This is a genomic window from Vibrio sp. 1CM23M (genome assembly GCF_023161755.1).
Taxonomy (GTDB): Bacteria; Pseudomonadota; Gammaproteobacteria; order Enterobacterales; family Vibrionaceae; genus Vibrio; species Vibrio coralliirubri.
On the sequence record NZ_JALNTR010000001.1, the window covers coordinates 787770 to 804826 of the forward strand.

Annotated in this window: 13 protein-coding genes; 4 read left to right on the forward strand and 9 right to left on the reverse strand. The window is 45.2% G+C overall.

Features of this window, described 5'->3' with window-relative positions; genetic code table 11:
* Window positions 1-11 precede the first annotated feature (11 nt).
* From MSG35_RS03285 to MSG35_RS03325, 9 genes are all read right to left on the reverse strand, one after another.
* Complete coding sequence (locus MSG35_RS03285; RefSeq protein ID WP_248382792.1) at window positions 12-1427, reverse strand: coniferyl aldehyde dehydrogenase; 1416 nt, start codon at window positions 1425-1427, stop codon at window positions 12-14.
* 275 nt (window positions 1428-1702) lie between these two features.
* Window positions 1703-2185 carry a MarR family winged helix-turn-helix transcriptional regulator gene (locus MSG35_RS03290; RefSeq protein WP_017061075.1) on the reverse strand — a complete coding sequence of 161 codons (483 nt, stop codon included), beginning with the start codon at window positions 2183-2185 and terminating at the stop codon, window positions 1703-1705.
* Between the two features lie 362 nt (window positions 2186-2547).
* Window positions 2548-3759: a choline ABC transporter ATP-binding protein gene (gene choV, locus MSG35_RS03295; RefSeq protein WP_081229208.1), complete on the reverse strand. Its 1212-nt coding sequence runs from the start codon at window positions 3757-3759 to the stop codon at window positions 2548-2550.
* Window positions 3760-3761: 2 nt separating this feature from the next.
* Entirely contained in the window at window positions 3762-4604 is an 843-nt protein-coding gene (gene choW / locus MSG35_RS03300) for a choline ABC transporter permease subunit (protein WP_248382793.1), read from the reverse strand.
* Between the two features lie 95 nt (window positions 4605-4699).
* The gene (locus MSG35_RS03305) at window positions 4700-5671 is read right to left on the reverse strand and encodes a choline ABC transporter substrate-binding protein (protein ID WP_048610016.1); all 972 of its coding nucleotides are present in this window, start codon (window positions 5669-5671) and stop codon (window positions 4700-4702) included.
* A 119-nt stretch (window positions 5672-5790) separates the two neighbouring features.
* Window positions 5791-7503 carry a choline dehydrogenase gene (betA, locus tag MSG35_RS03310; RefSeq protein WP_248382795.1) on the reverse strand — a complete coding sequence of 571 codons (1713 nt, stop codon included), beginning with the start codon at window positions 7501-7503 and terminating at the stop codon, window positions 5791-5793.
* 72 nt (window positions 7504-7575) lie between these two features.
* On the reverse strand, window positions 7576-9036 hold the full coding sequence (betB, locus tag MSG35_RS03315; RefSeq protein WP_248382797.1) for a betaine-aldehyde dehydrogenase: 1461 nt from the start codon (window positions 9034-9036) through the stop codon (window positions 7576-7578).
* A gap of 125 nt (window positions 9037-9161) precedes the next feature.
* Window positions 9162-9764 carry a transcriptional regulator BetI gene (gene betI, locus MSG35_RS03320; RefSeq protein WP_004732441.1) on the reverse strand — a complete coding sequence of 201 codons (603 nt, stop codon included), beginning with the start codon at window positions 9762-9764 and terminating at the stop codon, window positions 9162-9164.
* Window positions 9765-10195: 431 nt separating this feature from the next.
* Window positions 10196-11305, reverse strand: a complete 1110-nt coding sequence (locus MSG35_RS03325) for an alpha/beta hydrolase (protein ID WP_248382799.1) — start codon at window positions 11303-11305, stop codon at window positions 10196-10198.
* A gap of 278 nt (window positions 11306-11583) precedes the next feature.
* On the opposite strand from MSG35_RS03325, the gene MSG35_RS03330 reads away from it, so the two are divergent.
* The 4 genes from MSG35_RS03330 to MSG35_RS03345 all read left to right on the forward strand — a co-directional run bounded on the left by MSG35_RS03330 (window position 11584) and on the right by MSG35_RS03345 (window position 16963).
* Entirely contained in the window at window positions 11584-12288 is a 705-nt protein-coding gene (locus MSG35_RS03330; RefSeq protein WP_065677243.1) for a response regulator transcription factor, read from the forward strand.
* Window positions 12289-12324: 36 nt separating this feature from the next.
* On the forward strand, window positions 12325-13644 hold the full coding sequence (locus MSG35_RS03335) for an ATP-binding protein (protein WP_193841195.1): 1320 nt from the start codon (window positions 12325-12327) through the stop codon (window positions 13642-13644).
* Between the two features lie 100 nt (window positions 13645-13744).
* Window positions 13745-14020, forward strand: coding sequence for a hypothetical protein (locus MSG35_RS03340; protein ID WP_017065177.1), 276 nt, complete (start codon window positions 13745-13747; stop codon window positions 14018-14020).
* A gap of 573 nt (window positions 14021-14593) precedes the next feature.
* A complete protein-coding gene (locus MSG35_RS03345; RefSeq protein ID WP_248382801.1) occupies window positions 14594-16963 on the forward strand; it encodes a M4 family metallopeptidase in 2370 nt (789 codons plus the stop codon).
* Window positions 16964-17057: the final 94 nt, after the last annotated feature.

Consider the following 17057-nt stretch of genomic DNA (forward strand, 5'->3'; position numbering starts at 1 on the left):
CCAACAATGATTTACTGGCCAAGCATGCCCATCACTGCTGTTTTTAATTCGTTGTCTTCTTTTGAAAACAGATACTTAACTCGATGATCTAAACCCGTTTCCAAGACTGTTTTGGCGTGGGAGAAAGTCAGGAAACCTTCTTTGCCGTGATAGTTGCCCTGACCTGATTCACCAATACCACCAAACGGCGCGTCATCAACCGCTAAATGGAACACACAGTCATTAATACACATGCCACCAGAGTGAACTTGGTGCTTAACCTGCGCCTGTAAACTCAAATCAAAGCTCATCAGGTAGAGTGCCAAAGGCCTTGGTTTGCTATTGATGACTTGGAACGCCTCTTCGACATTGCGATACGTAATCAAGGGTAATAATGGGCCGAAAATTTCTTCGTTCATCACCTTGGATGACAGGCTTGGTTCAACGATCAAATGTGTCACTAACCGATGAGTATCTAGGTCCATCGCTTCGTCATGGCAAGCAACGATTCGTGTCCCGGCTTCCTGCTCTTCATTCAATAAACCAGCAATACGATCACATTGGCGAGGGTTAATGAGCGAGGTTAAACTCTCAGAGTAGATCCCTTCATCAAACAGCTGTTGGTATTGTTTTTTGTACTCCAGAATGAAGGCTTCGAGCTTATCTTCAGGGAGTAGCACGTAATCTGGAGCGACACAGACTTGGCCGTTGTTTAGGCTTTTACCATATATAATTCGCTCTACCGCAATATCGATCGGCATGTCTTCTGCCACGATAACCGGCGACTTTCCACCCAGCTCTAGCGTGACTGGGGTTAGCGTATCAGCCGCTGACTTCATCACTTGGCGACCCACTTGGGTTGAACCCGTAAACAGAAGATGATCAAACGGCAACGCCGAAAATGCGGCTGCGATTTCTACCTCACCTTCAACCAAGCACACCTCATCGGCAAGGAAAACTTCCGCCAATAGCGCTGTTAATACTTGGTTCGTCGCTGGGGTAAATTCACTCATCTTGATCATTGCGCGATTGCCCGCAGCCAGCGCCGAAATAAGTGGGCCGACGGATAACATGATCGGGAAGTTCCACGGTGCAATAATCCCGACAACGCCTTTGGGTTGATAAACCACCTCCACACGAGAGGTTGAAAGCAATGGACCGGAATGACGAATCGAAGATGTCGACCAATGAGGCAAACACTCAATGCTGTGATCAATATTTCCGATACAAGGCAATATGTCAGCCATAAAAGTGTCTTGTCGGCTGCGGTGACCATAGTCCTCACTCACGGCTACACACAAACGATCTGTGTAATCGATAAGCGCAGATTTAAGTGCGAGCAACTGCTCAATTCTCTCCGATATCGCTGGCATCGGTTTCTGTGCAAAAGCTCCCTGCATGCTGTTCAACTTCATAATCATTTGTGTTGGCGTCAATTCGTGTTTCATACATCACCTCGTGGTTAAGATGAACACACAATAATACACAACAGACCGGTCGGTCTAGTGTTTTATTGTCAGAGAATCGTCAATGGAGTTTTGATTACAATCCAATGAGGCGACTACAAACGGGGCAAAAAGTCAGGGGGATTTAAAATAAGAAGGCGTAACTAACACGCAGGGCAAATAGAGATTTTAAATTGCAGGATCAAAAATGGCCGCTTAGTGCGACCATTTGACAATTATTTAAGTTGTTGTTCTAAATAAACAATTTATAAATAAGGTTAGCTCTTGGCTACGTTTGCAATGCCTTCAAGTTGAAGTACTGGAGCGGCGTCGATGTCTTCTGCGTTCATCATTGATGATACTCGCTGCATTGAAGAAAGCAGCAAGCTTTGCTCCCACGGCTCTAGGTTTTGGAATTTTTTAACGAAGTTATCTTGCAGCGGTGGTGGCGCATTGTTTAGCAACTCTTGACCTTTTTCAGTCAGGTTTGCGTGTACTTTGCGGCGATCTGACGAGCTGCGAACACGTTGTACATAGCCATTAAGTTCCAAGCGATCGATGATCGTGGTTGTGGTGGCTTGGCTTACATTGGTGTGATTAGACAATTCTTTGATCGTCACATTACCCATTTCTTGGATTGCTCTCATTAAGATTAATTGAGGGCCAGTCAAACCATACTCTTTACTCAGCTTTTTCGAGTGTAAATCGATAGCGCGAATAATTTGGCGAATAGCGACCAGGATTTCGTCATGTTTGTCCAAGATGCAGACCTTTGTACTAATATACTGTGAATGGTTTTACAGCGTCGAAGCGATGATATGTCCTGATTATTTACGTCAGGTGAGCTCGAATTACACTGTAAATTGATAAATTACTTCATTGATTTTTCCGCATTGTACTGATGTTCATACTATTCTCAATCTTTTCTATACCACTAAACTTGCGTGGTACGGCACTTTTACTTAATGAAGGGGAAATGAAAGCTTCAATGAAGTCAAAAATAGTGAGTCAGAGAATACAAGTTCAAACAATAATATATTTTAATAATCATAGAGGTAGAGAGACTTAACCCTCTCCACCTAATAAAAAACCAGCCCTAATCGCCAAGCTGGAAAACGAAATTTTACGCGGCTGTATTCATCTGAAAATTACCCGTTAGTGCGTTGTAAAACTCGCTGTTATCCAAAATACCCACCAATTGATTGTCTTCCACCAGCAAAATCGGGTGATTACTTAGCTGTTTCAGTTTAATCGCATCACGCATGCCAATTTCCGGGCTTGCCACAACTACACTCGACTCGCTGATCGCAGTTAAGTCGTCAGACTCACTCCACTCGACAAGCGCCAAAGCAGATTCACCTTTCACAGATAAAGCACCTTCGCTCTGTTCAATCCAGAGATCTTTAGAATCGCAGATCTTCCAGCTTTCATTCTCTTGTGTCAGTGAATCAAGAGGCTGCATCAAAGAACGACCTTTAAGCACATTCAATGGATTGGTGTGAGCCACGAAGTCTTTTACGTATTCTGTTTTTGGCGTCAATACGATCTCTTCAGGCTTACCGTGTTGAATCAGTTTGCCTGACTCCATGATCGCGATGTTGTTACCAATCTTCAGTGCTTCATCTAGGTCGTGACTCACGAACAGAATCGTTTTGTTGAGTTTGTTTTGCAGCGTGATCAGTTCATCTTGCAGTTGAGCACGAATCAGTGGGTCAAGCGCCGAAAACGGTTCATCCATCAATAGAATGTCAGTATCCATTGCAAACGCACGTGCCAAACCAACACGTTGCTGCATGCCGCCAGAAAGCTCATGCGGGAATTTGGTTTCCCATTCGGCTAGGCCGACCATTTCCAATTGCTCACGCGCTTTTGCACGACGAACATCTTTTGCTACACCCTGCATTTCAAGACCAAACGCCACGTTGTCTAATACGTTAAGCCATGGCATCAAAGCAAACTTTTGGAAAACCATTGATACACGGTGAGTACGAAGATGACGCAGAGTCGCTTCATCACACTGTGCTAAATCGACTTGTTGGTCACCGTCTTTGATTGTCAGTGAACCACGGCTGATCTCGTTCAAGCCGTTAACTGCGCGAAGCAAAGATGATTTACCAGAACCAGACAAACCCATCAATACACAGATCTCGCCTTCTTCCACCGTCAGCGACACATTGTCTACGCCGACAACTTGACCTGTTTCATCGATGATCTCTTGGCGAGTTTTACCTTGATCGAGTAGCTCAAGCGCTTGATTGGCTTTGTTACCAAACACAACATCAAGGTTTTTAATGGTAATCGCGTCCATTGCCTTTTGTTCCTGAGAGATAGACATGATTAAGCTTCCTTCTGGTTTGGTGTTTTGCACAAGCGGTCAAGGATGATTGCGACTAAAACAATCGCTAACCCGGCTTCAAAACCTTGTGAGATGTTCACTGTGTTCAATGCACGAACAACAGGTTTACCAAGCCCGTCAGCACCAACAAGAGCGGCGATAACCACCATCGAAAGCGACAACATAATACATTGGGTGACACCCGCCATGATGCTTGGCAGAGCCGCTGGCAGTTCTACTTTCAATAGCAACTTCATGCGACTTGCACCAAAGGCTTTCCCCGCTTCAATCAGCTCTTCAGGGACTTTCGTTACCCCTAAACAAGTCAAACGAATCGGCGCAGCTATCGCGAAAATAATGGTCGAGATTAAGCCAGGAACGATGCCCAAGCCGAATAGAACCAGAGTTGGAATCAGATAAACGAAAGTTGGAACGGTCTGCATTAAATCGAGAATTGGGCGCAACATCGTATAGAGCCAAGGACGATGCGCTGCCATGATGCCAACCGGTACGCCAATTAATACGGAAATCGTTGTCGCCGCAAAGACGAGAACAAAGGTTTCCAGCATTTCTTGCCAGTAGCCGAGGTTAAGAATAGTCAGCAGTGCCGCGACCACAAAGATCACTAGCGAAGGTTTACGGTGTAAGTACCATGCAATCGCAGCAGTAATCACGATTGGCAGTGCAGGCGGCATCCACTTAAATACGTCGACTAAAAACATAATGACGGTTTCTAGAAAAATCGAAATAGCGTCAAAGAATCCTGCTGCATTGATTGTTAGCCAATCAACACCCGCTTCCATCCACTGTCCGACAGGGATTTTGTTTTCCGTAATAAAATTCACAATATTGCCTTTTATTATGGGTGGGCTACTTCAAACCAATCGATAAATTGGCAAGCCCACCTTTATTATTTATGTAGCTGTTGAGATAGGTAGAACTAAGCTTTAACTTGCTTTAGGTATTCAGTAACGGCTTGAGTCGCTGATTCACCTTTATGCGTTTTTACGTTGTCTAACCAAGCTTCAACTTGTTGAGGGTTGTTGTTCAACCATTGTTGAGCCGCTTTTTCTGGCTTCACTTTTTGGTTAAGAATCTCTTCCATCAACTGGTTTTCCATCTCTAGAGTGAATTCTAGGTTTTGTAGAAGTTGACCGACGTTTGCACACTCAGACAGGTAGTTTGAACGAACGTTGGTGTAAACATTCGCGCCACCGTAGTTAGGGCCGAAGAAGTCGTCACCGCCTGAAAGGTATTCCATCTCAACATTGCTGTTCATCGGGTGCGGAGCCCAACCAAGGTAAACAATCCATTGGCTACGGCGTGCTGCGCGTGACACTTGAGACACCATGCCCGCTTCGCTTGATTCCACTAGGCTGAAATCTTTCAAGCCAAACGCGTCTGAATCAATCATTGATTGTATTAGGCGGTTACCGTCGTTACCCGGCTCGATGCCATAGATGCGGTCTTTAAATTTGTCGGCATGTTTTGCTAGGTCGGCGAAGCTTTTTACACCTGAGTCGTACACGTATTTTGGTACGGCTAGCGTGTATTTTGCGCCTTCAAGGTTGGCACGAACGGTTTCAACCGTGCCCGCTTCACGGTACTTAGCAATATCGCCTTCCATGGTTGGCATCCAGTTGCCTAGGAATACGTCAATATCGCCGTTCGCCATTGAAGAGTATGTCACCGGTACTGAAAGTAGGTCGGTTTTGGTTTTGTAACCAAGGCCTTTTAATAGTTCAGAAGTAACGGCGGTTGTTGCGGTAATGTCAGTCCAGCCTACATCAGCGAAGCGGACGTTTTCACATTGCTGTGGTTCAATAGAAGCGTTAGCACCAAATGCAAATGAACTGATGGCTAATGTTGCTAATACCTTTTTTGTAGCGGTTTGTTTATGTTGAGTCGTCATAATGATTCCTTTTTATCTTTCCTTTTTCTGCCCTAACTCATACTAATCAGGGCAGTTTTGCTGACTTTTGACTAATTTTGGTTGTTACTTTTTATTATTTTTATCTCAATAACAGAGGCTTACGCTTCTCTTACTGGTTTATTGATTCTTTGCTTCTCTTGCCATTCAGGTGCAATCCACACTGGAACGTCCTGCTCTTTGAGCATTGGCTTACCCAAAATCAAATCGGAAGCACGCTCAGCCACCATAATGGTCGGGGCGTTCAGGTTGCCGTTTGGAATAACTGGGAAAACCGACGAATCAACAACACGTAAGCTGTCGATACCGCGAACGCGACACTCTTCATCAAGCACTGCCATTGGATCATCATCAGCGCCCATTTTGCAGCCACATGAAGGGTGATACGCACTTTCCACGTTCTGCTTAACCCATTCGTCGATTGCTTCATCAGAAGTCACACTTAGACCCGGCTGAATCTCTTCGCCTCGGTACACATCCATCGCAGGTTGCGACAAAATTTCACGCGTCAGACGAATACAATCGCGCCAATCTTGGCGGTCTTGCTCAGTCGAGATGTAGTTGAAAATGATCTCTGGCTTGGCATGCGGATCAGCAGAAGTGATCGCAACCGTACCGCGACTCTCTGGCTTATTAGGCCCAACGTGTACTTGGAAACCGTGACCATCAAAGGCCGCTTGTCCGTCGTAACGCATCGCTGCTGGCAGGAAGTGATATTGAATGTTTGGCCACTTCAATCCTTTGCGAGAACGAATGAACGCGCACGATTCAAAGTGGTTAGTGGCACCAAGGCCTTTGCGAGTCAGAATCCATTCCGCGCCAATCATGCCCTTGCTGACCAAGCCAAGCTTACTGTTGAGCGTGATCGGTTCGTTGCAGTGATATTGGAAGTACACTTCTAAGTGATCTTGAAGGTTTTCACCGACACCGCTTAGTTCATGTTTAACTTCAACGCCGGCCTTTTCAAGCACCGCTTTCGGGCCGATACCAGAAAGTTGCAGCAGTTGAACCGAGCCAATAGAACCCGCAGAAGAGATCACTTCTTTGTTCGCCACAGCCACTTGGGTATTGCCTGACTTTTCAAACTCGACACCGACCGCTTTCAAGCCCGATAGACCTTCTGAGTCTTGTGTTTCAAGTAGGAAACGACGCGCCACGATACCTTTCTTCAAGGTCAGGTTTGAACGCTTCAAAGCACGGCGTAGATAAGCGTTAGAGGTTGAGGCTCTAACACCCTTGTCTACCGTCATATGCATAGTGCCGAAGCCTTCTTGCTGGTAGCCGTTGTAATCGTTGGTTTCTGGGTAACCGGCATCTTTACCTGCATCGATGAATGCTTGGTAAAGCGGGTTGAGCTCCATATCGTTACCGTTACAAGTGCCGACAGGGCCATTGTCACCACGGTATTCATCACCGCCTTTGTTCCATGATTCAGCACGGCGGAAGTAAGGTAAGCATGCTTGGTAGTTCCAACCCGCTGCGCCCTCTTCTTCCCATTGGTCAAAATCACACGCGTGGCCACGAACATAAACCATGCCGTTAATTGATGAGCTGCCGCCTAACACTTTGCCACGTGGGCAGTGCAGTTCGCGTCCATCAAGGCCCGGTTCTTGCTCTGTTTCAAATTGCCAAGCGTACTTTTCAGTATTCATTGGGTAAGAAAGCGCGGTTGGCATCTGGATAAAAATACTCTTATCCGTTCCACCAGCTTCCAGTAATAAAACGCTATGTTCACCGCTTTCCGTTAGCCTATCCGCTAACACACAGCCGGCCGAACCCGCGCCGACGATAATATAATCGTAGCGTTGTTCCATGTTTTGATTTCCCTGAGATGAGTCAGTAGGGCTAGCTCTGTTAAGCTAACCCATAAAATTGAATGTTACGCGTTAGGCATAAGGGCTGGCGTAGTCGCCAAGTTCAATAAGAATGCTCTTAGTCTGCGTATAGTGAAGTAGAGTTTCTGGTCCATTTTCACGGCCAACACCCGAAAGCTTGTAACCACCAACCGGCATTTCTGCTGGTGAGTCGCCCCACGTGTTCACCCAACAAATACCTGCCTGCATTTGATGAATAACACGGTGCGCACGAGAAAGGTTTTGCGTGAACACACCAGCCGCAAGGCCGTATTTGGTGTCGTTTGCACGGCGAATCACATCGTCTTCGTCGGTAAACTTCAACACTGACATCACAGGGCCAAAGATCTCTTGTTGAACGTGAGGCATGTTGTCTTCGCAATCCACAAACACGGTTGGGATAACAAAATTACCATTTTCGAGGCCGTTGTCTGTCACTTGATAGCCGCCCGTCAGCAGGGTTGCGCCCGACTGTTTAGCTAGCTCAATTGCTTCAAGGACTTTTGAAAGGTGTTCTTTAGAAATCAACGCGCCGATCTGAGTCTCCATATCCATTGGGTTACCAATGATCAGCTTCTCAGTGCGAGTCTTAAGTTGGTCGATGAATGCGTTGTAGATGTTTTCATGTACATAAACACGAGTACCGTTAGTACACACTTCGCCTTGAGTGTAGAAGTTTGCGACCATCGAAGCTGACACTGCATCATCCAATTTCGCATCATCAAACACGATCATCGGTGACTTGCCGCCAAGTTCCATGGTGACTGATTTCAGCGTCTTAGCGCTGTCTGCCATTACCGCTTTACCGGTACCGGTTTCGCCCGTGAACGATACTTTCGCGATATCTGGGTGCGCCGTTAGCATCTGACCAACACGGTAATCGCCCTGAACCACGTTGAACACGCCATCAGGAAGACCAGCTTCGGTAAATATCTCAGCAAGCTTGAGCGCCGTTAGCGGCGTTTCTTCTGAAGGCTTGAAAATCATCGCGTTACCCGCAGCTAATGCCGGAGCCGATTTCCACATCGCGATTTGGATAGGGTAGTTCCACGCACCAATGCCCGCACAGATGCCTAGCGGCTCGCGGCGAGTGTAGAAAAATTGAGATTCGCTCAGCGGTTGTTGGTCGCCTTGTAGCGTTGGTGCCAAGCCAGCAAAGTATTCAATAACATCAGCGCCAGACGCCACATCCACTTCAATCGCTTCTTGCAGCGGCTTGCCCGTATCAACAACCTCAAGGTTTGCAAGGTCATCATTTCGAGTTCTAAGTATTTCCACTGCCTTCAACAGAATGCGGCTGCGTTCCACAGCGGTCATTGCAGACCATACCGCAAACCCGCGTTTCGCAGATTCAATAGCACTGTCGACATCTGCTGAAGATGCTTGGCCTAACGTCGCGATAGGTTCACCGTTGGCAGGGTTAATGCTATCAAAGGTTTCACCAGAGGTTGCTTTAACCGCTGCGCCATCGATGTATAACGAGTTCATTTCCATTTGAGATTCTGACTTAATTATTGTTATTAGACTCTACTGGTCTATATGTGAGTATTGGGTGTAAATAGTGGTCGTTCTAGTTCTTGCTCTAGGTCTAGCTCAAGGTCTAACGCTACCACTGCGATCTATTTGCTGTGACACGAGTAGAACGTAAGTTGTTTATCTAGATAATCATTGATGATAGCTCGCGCCTTTTGAGCATCGATACCATCTGGGTTTAGTGTGCCTCTCAGCCACAAACCATCAATCAGAGACGCAATCCCGTGAGCAACGAGATCCGCTTGTTCATGATTCAAAATACCTTTCAACTCAAGACGTAAGTGTGAAATCAAACGTTTTTCATTCACACGTTGCAGTCTTTTCAGCTGCTCGTCATGCATTGAATATGACCAAAATGCCAACCACGCCTTCGCGACCTTATTTTCTGCTTGGTAACCTTCGAAGTTACCATCGATGATCGCGTTAATTCTCTGTTGGTGAGCATCAACAGGAAGTGCTTTTAGTGAAGTCGTGATGGTATTGGAAAGTTGGCGAAGGATTTCACGCATGGTCTCTTCGAGCAGCCCATGCTTCCCGCCAAAATAGTGATTAATAATGCCAGTGGAGACTCCCGCTTCTTTGCTGATCAACGCAATACTCGCGGCATGCAAACCCACTCGATCAATCACCGTCATGGTGGCTTGAACAAGCTGTGGTTTACGTATATCAGGCATCCCAACCTTCGGCATTTCTCAGTCCTTTTATTTTATATTGAACGTTCAGTTAAATATAAAATGACAGAAATTTAGTTAGGGTTCAAATGATTATTTAAAGCAAACTCGTAACAACACAGCATTCAAAACAACAAAAACCATTATAAAACAATAAATTAAATATCATTTAGAGCACTAACGAAAACAATTAAAGATTTGAGGTGTGATAGTTATTGGTCAAATGTTTTTGCTTGAAAAGTTCAAAAATCAATCAGTGAGAGTCCTTGTAGAAACTTTTTGGGGAGGGAGTGGAAAGGAAGTATCAAGGAATTTTCATACTGAAATTTAAGACAAGGAAATCCACAATCAACACAGGTAACGAATCAAAAAATGAACAAAAAAGGTTGGTGACAACAATGTCATCACCAACCTTCTCTAGTTGTTACTAACTTTAATTCGAGCCTAAGCTACTCAATACGTGTAATAAAACCGTATTTATCTGAATCGGCCTTAGTCACCCAGTGTTCGCCAGAAGCCGGAGCAGAATCTAAAGTGAATATATAGAAGTCGATTCCTTTGTCTCCCATTACCTTTTTAAAGTAGGTCGCTTGTTGGCGATGACTTTCGTTGGTGTATGGGAATTCTTTAGCCGTTTTATCACCCTCAGCCCAACTGTGCACACCCACCTGTTTATTCAGCTCAATAGCTTTGGTGGTATCAGCGCGTTGCAAAACTCGTGGGTTACCCGCCGCGAACAGATCCGTGCCGCCAGAGAACACCGACCCCGTAGGTGTTACGATCGTCGTCATGTTGTTACTGTGGATCATGCGCCCGGTGTACATATTGATATCGTCATCAGCGCTGCCACCAATATGGTTAGCAAACTTCAATGTCATCTCGCTGCCTCGATACAATTTCACGATATCAAAAAGCTGAGAATAGGTTGATGCACCCAGAGTCGACCGAATTCGATCAACAGCGCCAGTCTCGTTGAGCACATCACGGTAAAAAGCGTTGAAAGCAAACGATGTAGTGATGGTTACCTTGTTGCCACTTTTAGATTTACTCAAAATGGTAGACCCAAGGCTAGTCACGTATTGAATCAATTCATTGTGATACTCAAGCTCGACCGGTTTATGAGTATTCGTCGTCGTGTTAATTAACGTGGTGTCATTGCCGATTGAGCGTTGAGCCGCACCACAATCAAACACGTCCAAACCCTTGCTCTCTGTGTAGATACCGCAGCTATCAAACCCTGCATCAGGGAGGTACAGATCCACACTTTGACCTAAACTATTCGCAAGCCTAACCACTTTTTGCTTATCACTAATATCTTCCGCAAACAAAACGGTTTCATACTGCACACCGTTGTAATCAAGTTTTATGGCTTCTTGAACCTCTTGTCGCTCTTTATACAACTCACCCAGTTTCGATGATGAAAATACGTAATCCGCCTTAGGTTTCACTTGTGCTTTAGTCGCCGCGTTACCTGCCGATTTACTCGAGTTGGAGCTTGAATTACACCCAGCTAAAATAATCAAGGGCAGTGCCAGTAACGTTTTTCTATAGTTATTCATGCGTCATTCCCAAAATGTTTGATTGGAAAATTCTATTATTTAGCGCTGAATTTATCTGTCGTGAGAATGTATGAGAATGTCGAACCTATTTGAACAATGTTTTTTATTTTCCTATAAATGCCAATTCATCATTGAACTAACTTATAAAGTGTTTAATCATTCGCATTAGGTATTTTACGTAAGGCCTGTGAATTGGGTATGCCACAATAACTAGATACTCAAAAAGGCTCCCTCACGTAATCTCAATAAATGAAACACACGATAAGGCTGAGAATGGAATGACAAAACCTAAAATGATCATCGTAGAAGACGATTTGAAACTTCAGCGAATGCTAAAGGATTACTTTGTTACGCAGGACTTTGATGTTTCCACACTCGATGATGGCAGTGATGCCGCACAGACCATCCTTGCCGAACAGCCTGATATCGTGTTGTTGGATTTAATGCTCCCTGTAACCGATGGACTGACAATATGCCGACAGACGCGCACGCTCTTTAAAGGTAAGATTTTAATGCTCACCGCCAGCGATGATGATTTCGACCACGTTGCAGGCTTAGAGACAGGCGCTGATGACTATGTCACCAAGCCAATCAAACCAAGAGTTCTGCTGGCCAGAGTTCGTTCACTATTACGCCGCCAAGACACCAATACAGCTTCAGTCGATGACTCAGACAACCTTCAGTTTGATCAACTGGTTCTGAAAAACACCTATAAGAAGTGTGAACTTTCAGGTGCCGTTTTATCACTAACTGACAGCGAATTTGACCTGTTGTGGTTATTAGCGAGTAACCCTGATACTCCGCTATCACGTGACTATTTGACACAAACGCTACGTGGTATTGAGTACGACGGAATCGATCGAACGATTGATAATAAAATAGTGCGCCTAAGAAAGATTCTTGGCGACGACCACACACCAGCAGAGAAAATTCAGACCATTCGCGGGAAGGGTTACTTATTTGTTTCGACCGCCTGGCGTTAACCTCGCTCAATACGAGCGTAATAAAAGAGAGCGATTATGCGACGTATCTTTTTGGAGTCCTTAATAGGGCTGTTAGTTTGCTTTATGGCCGGCCTTGTCGCCTACGAGATTAGCGTCTACCAGCTCAATACCGACTACGAATATGTACTGGAAGATTACGAAGCGGCTGCCCACCAGCAATTGATCGAGAATATCGCTAAAAATCAAGGCCTTGAAGCGGCCCATCAAGCGATAAACCAGTTTGTAGAAACCACACGAAATAAATTGGTTACATTCAGCCCAGACGATGAAATACCTAGTCCCGTTTCAGAGTTCTTCAGCACTAACCCGAATACCTTTGTTTTTCACGATGATGAACGTGACCTATGGTTTCGCTTAACAAGCAGTGACAATACCTATCACTACCTCCCCAACAGTGAAGCGTTCGTTAGGCAAAAAATAGAGTTGGAGGATGACCTCATTTGGTTGTTCTTTTTAGCTAGCTTTATCTTATATGGCTTATGTCATCTATTTATTATCTTCCGCCGAGTTAAAAAGCTAGAGGCGGCCACTCTGCGTTTTGCGGAAGGGGATCTCTCGACACGAGCCGAGACTTCAAGTGGTATTGCGATTGGTTCACTGAACAAATCCTTCAACCTAATGGCCGATCGAATTCATCGCTTAGTAGAAAGTAATCGCTCACTCACTAATGCTGTCGCTCATGAACTGCGCACGCCAATATTCCGTATTCAGTGGCAAGCTGAAATGTTGAAAGACACCCAGCTAAACGCAGAACAAGAGAGCACGATAGAGAGTATTGTCGAAGACACGGAAGAGATGGAAAAGATGGTCGATGAGCTATTGTATTACGCCAAACTCGATAGCACTGACCTAGAAAACTTACAACAACCATTAGAGATTCGAGACTTTCTCGACCACGCAATGACGCGTTGGAACAAGGACACGCAGCTCAGCATCGACCTATCACTGCCAGAGCAACCTAGCTCGATAATGGCAGATGAAACGCTACTCAACCGAGCACTAGATAACCTCGTTCGTAACGCAATGAAATTCGCACGTTCGCAAGTGTCAATTGAAGCAAGCGTGCATCAAGATAAGCTACAGATCGCGGTGCATGATGATGGTGATGGCGTGGCAAAGGAGCATCAAGCTCACCTGTTTGAACCGTTTTACGTTGGCGACAAAGCGCGTAACAAAGCCAAGAGCGGCCATGGTTTAGGGCTTTCTATCGTTGAGAAGATCTGTACTCAACACAACGCAACCGTGGAGGTAGGTCAGAGCCAGACCTTAAAGGGTGCGGTATTCACCATAACCATTCAGCTATGTAATGATTCAGCTGACAAACCCATACAGTAACTACAAAACACCTCTGGAATAATGTTCAACATCGGTCGGGAGATGCTGTCTCCCAATGAACTTATTGAATCTAAATTCCAATCTTTCTTAAGGTGTTTGTATGAAAAAGTTATTAGTCGTTTTAGGCATTGTTTCTCTAGCGGGTTGTTCTGGTATTAGCCACAATGAAGAAGTTTACACAGCGCACGCTGAAAGCTTCAACATTGTCGGTTTCCAAGTTCCAGGTAATACTCAAGACCGCGCAATGGAATTAGTACCTGAAGGTGCAACGGTTGATACGATTCGCTCAACAAACTCTGATACGAGCTCTGTTCTGGGTATCATCAACCGTATTATCGGTATCGACTACGTACAAGTTGGCGGTAAAAAGCAGTAATTCGCTATAGTGACGTTAGCCACGTACCATAATTAAGTGTCGCAGTTGCCTACCTATATTCAGTAGCCTGCACAAACTAAGTTAATCTAAGCCAGTGACCCGTCGCTGGCTTTTTTCATCCAGCAGATTTTGTGCTCTGTGCCAAACAAGTGCCCGATTCCCCTTCCCTCTTTTAACTAACAATTCGAAAAATAAGCCGAAAAGTCTTCGATTTCTTATCAAAATTGCCCCTAAATTCGCTAAATGGCCTTCTGCTTAAAGTGACACTTTCAAATCGTTGATCCTTCTATCAACCCAAAATCCGTTAATTGAGGCACAGATCAATTTACTCGAAAATCTTAATTTCCAAGAGAAATTAACACTTAATAAAAGTGTCACGATTTTATAAATAAAACATATGGGTGCGTTCAAAAATAAACAGAAATGATAACTATCTGTAAATACGAGAAATATAAGTTTCATGAATAAAAGAGATCGTTGCCATGCTACTAATTAATCAGATCGAATGATGTAAATTCGCTGTGATTAATTTGTTACGTTTTCTTGGATTTTACATGGAAAGAGAAAACAACAATGAAAATAAGAAAGCGTTTAGTTGCCGTTGCTATAGCCAGTGCTATGTCTTTGTCAGTGCATGCAAGTGAATCCGTTCAAATCGATCAACCGATCAACTTTACTAACTTCTCTGGGTTAAACGCTCAGTTAGGAGTCAGTAACGCCTCTAGCTTCAAGATGGTCAAAGAAGTAAACCTGAAAAAGCGTGGTATCTATAAAGTTAAGATCCAGCAGAACATCTGGGGTACCCCGGTATGGGGACATTACCTAAATGCCACCCAAAGTGCACAAGGTGGGGCGTTAAAGTCGGTTCAAGGGAGCTACCTTAAAACAACGACCTTAGAGCGATCTTTTGTTAAGCCATCAATCAACAGCACTCAAGCGGTTGAACTCGCAAGTAAAGATCTAAAGACTCAAGGCTTAACCAGCAAATCTCTAGACAACGTTCAACATCAGCTATTTATCTATCAAGGCTCTGTGAAGCAAGGCATCGGACAGCAAAGCGTAGATAAAACACGACTAGTGTACGTTGTCTCTTACCTAGTAGAAGGCAGTGAACAGCCGACTCGACCGTTCACCATGCTAGACGCGCACACAGGTGAAGTCATCGACCGCTGGGAAGGTATTGCCCATGCTCAGATCGGTACTGGCCCTGGTGGCAACGAAAAAACAGGCATGTACGAATACGGCACCGACTACCACTACCTTGATGTTCAAGAAGTGGGCACAGAATGTGTAATGGAGTCTGAAAATGTCGTTACCGTTGACCTAAATGGCGCGACCGACGGCGATACCACTTACAGCTATGAATGTCCTCGTAACGAATATAAAGCCGTGAACGGCGCGTTCTCGCCACTCAACGATGCCCATTACTTCGGTAACATTGTGTTCGACATGTATAAAAACTGGTTCGACACAGCGCCACTCTCTTTCAAACTCATGATGCGTGTTCACTACGGTGAAAACTACGAGAATGCTTTTTGGGATGGCAGAGCCATGACCTTTGGCGATGGTGAAAGCTTCTTTTACCCGCTTGTTAGCCTAGATGTATCAGCCCATGAAGTGAGCCACGGTTTCACTGAGCAAAACTCAGGTTTGATATACGCAAACCAATCCGGCGGTATGAACGAAGCCTTTTCTGACATGGCAGGTGAAGCCGCAGAATACTACATGAAAGGCACCAACGACTGGATGGTCGGGCGCAATATCTTTAAAGGCGAAGGTGCGCTGCGTTACATGGACGATCCATCACGCGATGGCTCTTCAATCAACAATGCATCTGAGTACTACGATGGCTTAAACGTGCACTACAGCTCTGGCGTGTTCAACAAGGCGTTCTACCATCTTGCAACCACACAAGGTTGGGACACCAAGAAAGCGTTCGAACTGTTCGTGCTAGCCAACCAGATCTACTGGTCTGAAAACAGTGACTTTTGGCAGGGCGCTTGTGGCGTGAAAAACTCTGCAACCGACCTTGGCTACAGTGCTGATGATGTTGTTTCCGCGTTCAACTTAGTGGGCGTGTCACCGTGTGGCGAACCACCACTTCCACCAGAGCCGGAATACCAACGCCTTGAAAATGGTGTTGAAGTCGCAGTTGCTGGTGAAACAGGTTCGAAAACTTACTTTGATATCGAAGTACCATCAGGCCAAGAGAAGCTGACGATTGATCTTGCTGTGTCTACGGGTGACCCAGATATTTATGTCGGCCTAGATTATGCGCCAAGCTCTCAAGATAATATCTGTAAGAGCGAAACCGTGACCGATGAAGTGTGTGTGATTGAAAACCCAACCGCAGGTCGTTACACGGTTAACGTTTTAGGTTACTCAGATTACACAGGTGCAAACCTAACAGCATCGTACGAATCTGGCAGCGCTAACGTGCCACCCGTCTCTTCTTTCGAACACACGATTGTCGGTAAAGAAGTCGAGCTACGCAGCACAAGTGCAGACAGCGATGGTCAAATCGTCTCTTACCAATGGAATCTAGGCGATGGCAACACGCAAACAGGTGAAGTGACTCGTTATACCTACGCTGAAGCTGGCGACTACGTGGTAACGCTAACAGTGACTGACGATGCAGGCGTTGCAACATCAACCAGCAAGTCGATCACGATTGAAGGTGACTCAGCGGAAGGCTTCCCATTAAAACTGAAGTTTGGTAACAAAAACCCGAATGGCAAAGCTCGCGTTAAGCTGGCATGGGATTACGACACCAATGACTACTTCGTGATTAAGCGTAATGGCAAGAATGTTGGTGCGACAGACTTTAACTCATACGTCGACAAGTTCCGTCACAACGGCACAGTCGATGTGGAGTACCAAGTGTGTACCTCAAGCGATATCTGTTCAGAAACCAAGCACTACCGTTTCATTAAAACTCAATAATCGAAAGTAGATTCAGGGCTCCTTATGGGAGCCCTTCTCGCGATTGAGCTACTTGGCTAATGAGCTAATGAGCTAATGAAACGCCTACATGAAA

Coding starts and splice junctions, on each gene's coding strand:
- MSG35_RS03285 (WP_248382792.1), bottom strand. CDS start 1,427: ATGAAACACGAATTGACGCCAACACAAATGATTATGAAGTTGAACAGC.
- choV (WP_081229208.1), bottom strand. CDS start 3,759: ATGTCTATCTCTCAGGAACAAAAGGCAATGGACGCGATTACCATTAAA.
- MSG35_RS03305 (WP_048610016.1), bottom strand. CDS start 5,671: ATGACGACTCAACATAAACAAACCGCTACAAAAAAGGTATTAGCAACA.
- betA (WP_248382795.1), bottom strand. CDS start 7,503: ATGGAACAACGCTACGATTATATTATCGTCGGCGCGGGTTCGGCCGGC.
- betB (WP_248382797.1), bottom strand. CDS start 9,036: ATGGAAATGAACTCGTTATACATCGATGGCGCAGCGGTTAAAGCAACC.
- betI (WP_004732441.1), bottom strand. CDS start 9,764: ATGCCGAAGGTTGGGATGCCTGATATACGTAAACCACAGCTTGTTCAA.
- MSG35_RS03325 (WP_248382799.1), bottom strand. CDS start 11,305: ATGAATAACTATAGAAAAACGTTACTGGCACTGCCCTTGATTATTTTA.
- MSG35_RS03330 (WP_065677243.1), top strand. CDS start 11,584: ATGACAAAACCTAAAATGATCATCGTAGAAGACGATTTGAAACTTCAG.
- MSG35_RS03335 (WP_193841195.1), top strand. CDS start 12,325: ATGCGACGTATCTTTTTGGAGTCCTTAATAGGGCTGTTAGTTTGCTTT.
- MSG35_RS03340 (WP_017065177.1), top strand. CDS start 13,745: ATGAAAAAGTTATTAGTCGTTTTAGGCATTGTTTCTCTAGCGGGTTGT.
- MSG35_RS03345 (WP_248382801.1), top strand. CDS start 14,594: ATGAAAATAAGAAAGCGTTTAGTTGCCGTTGCTATAGCCAGTGCTATG.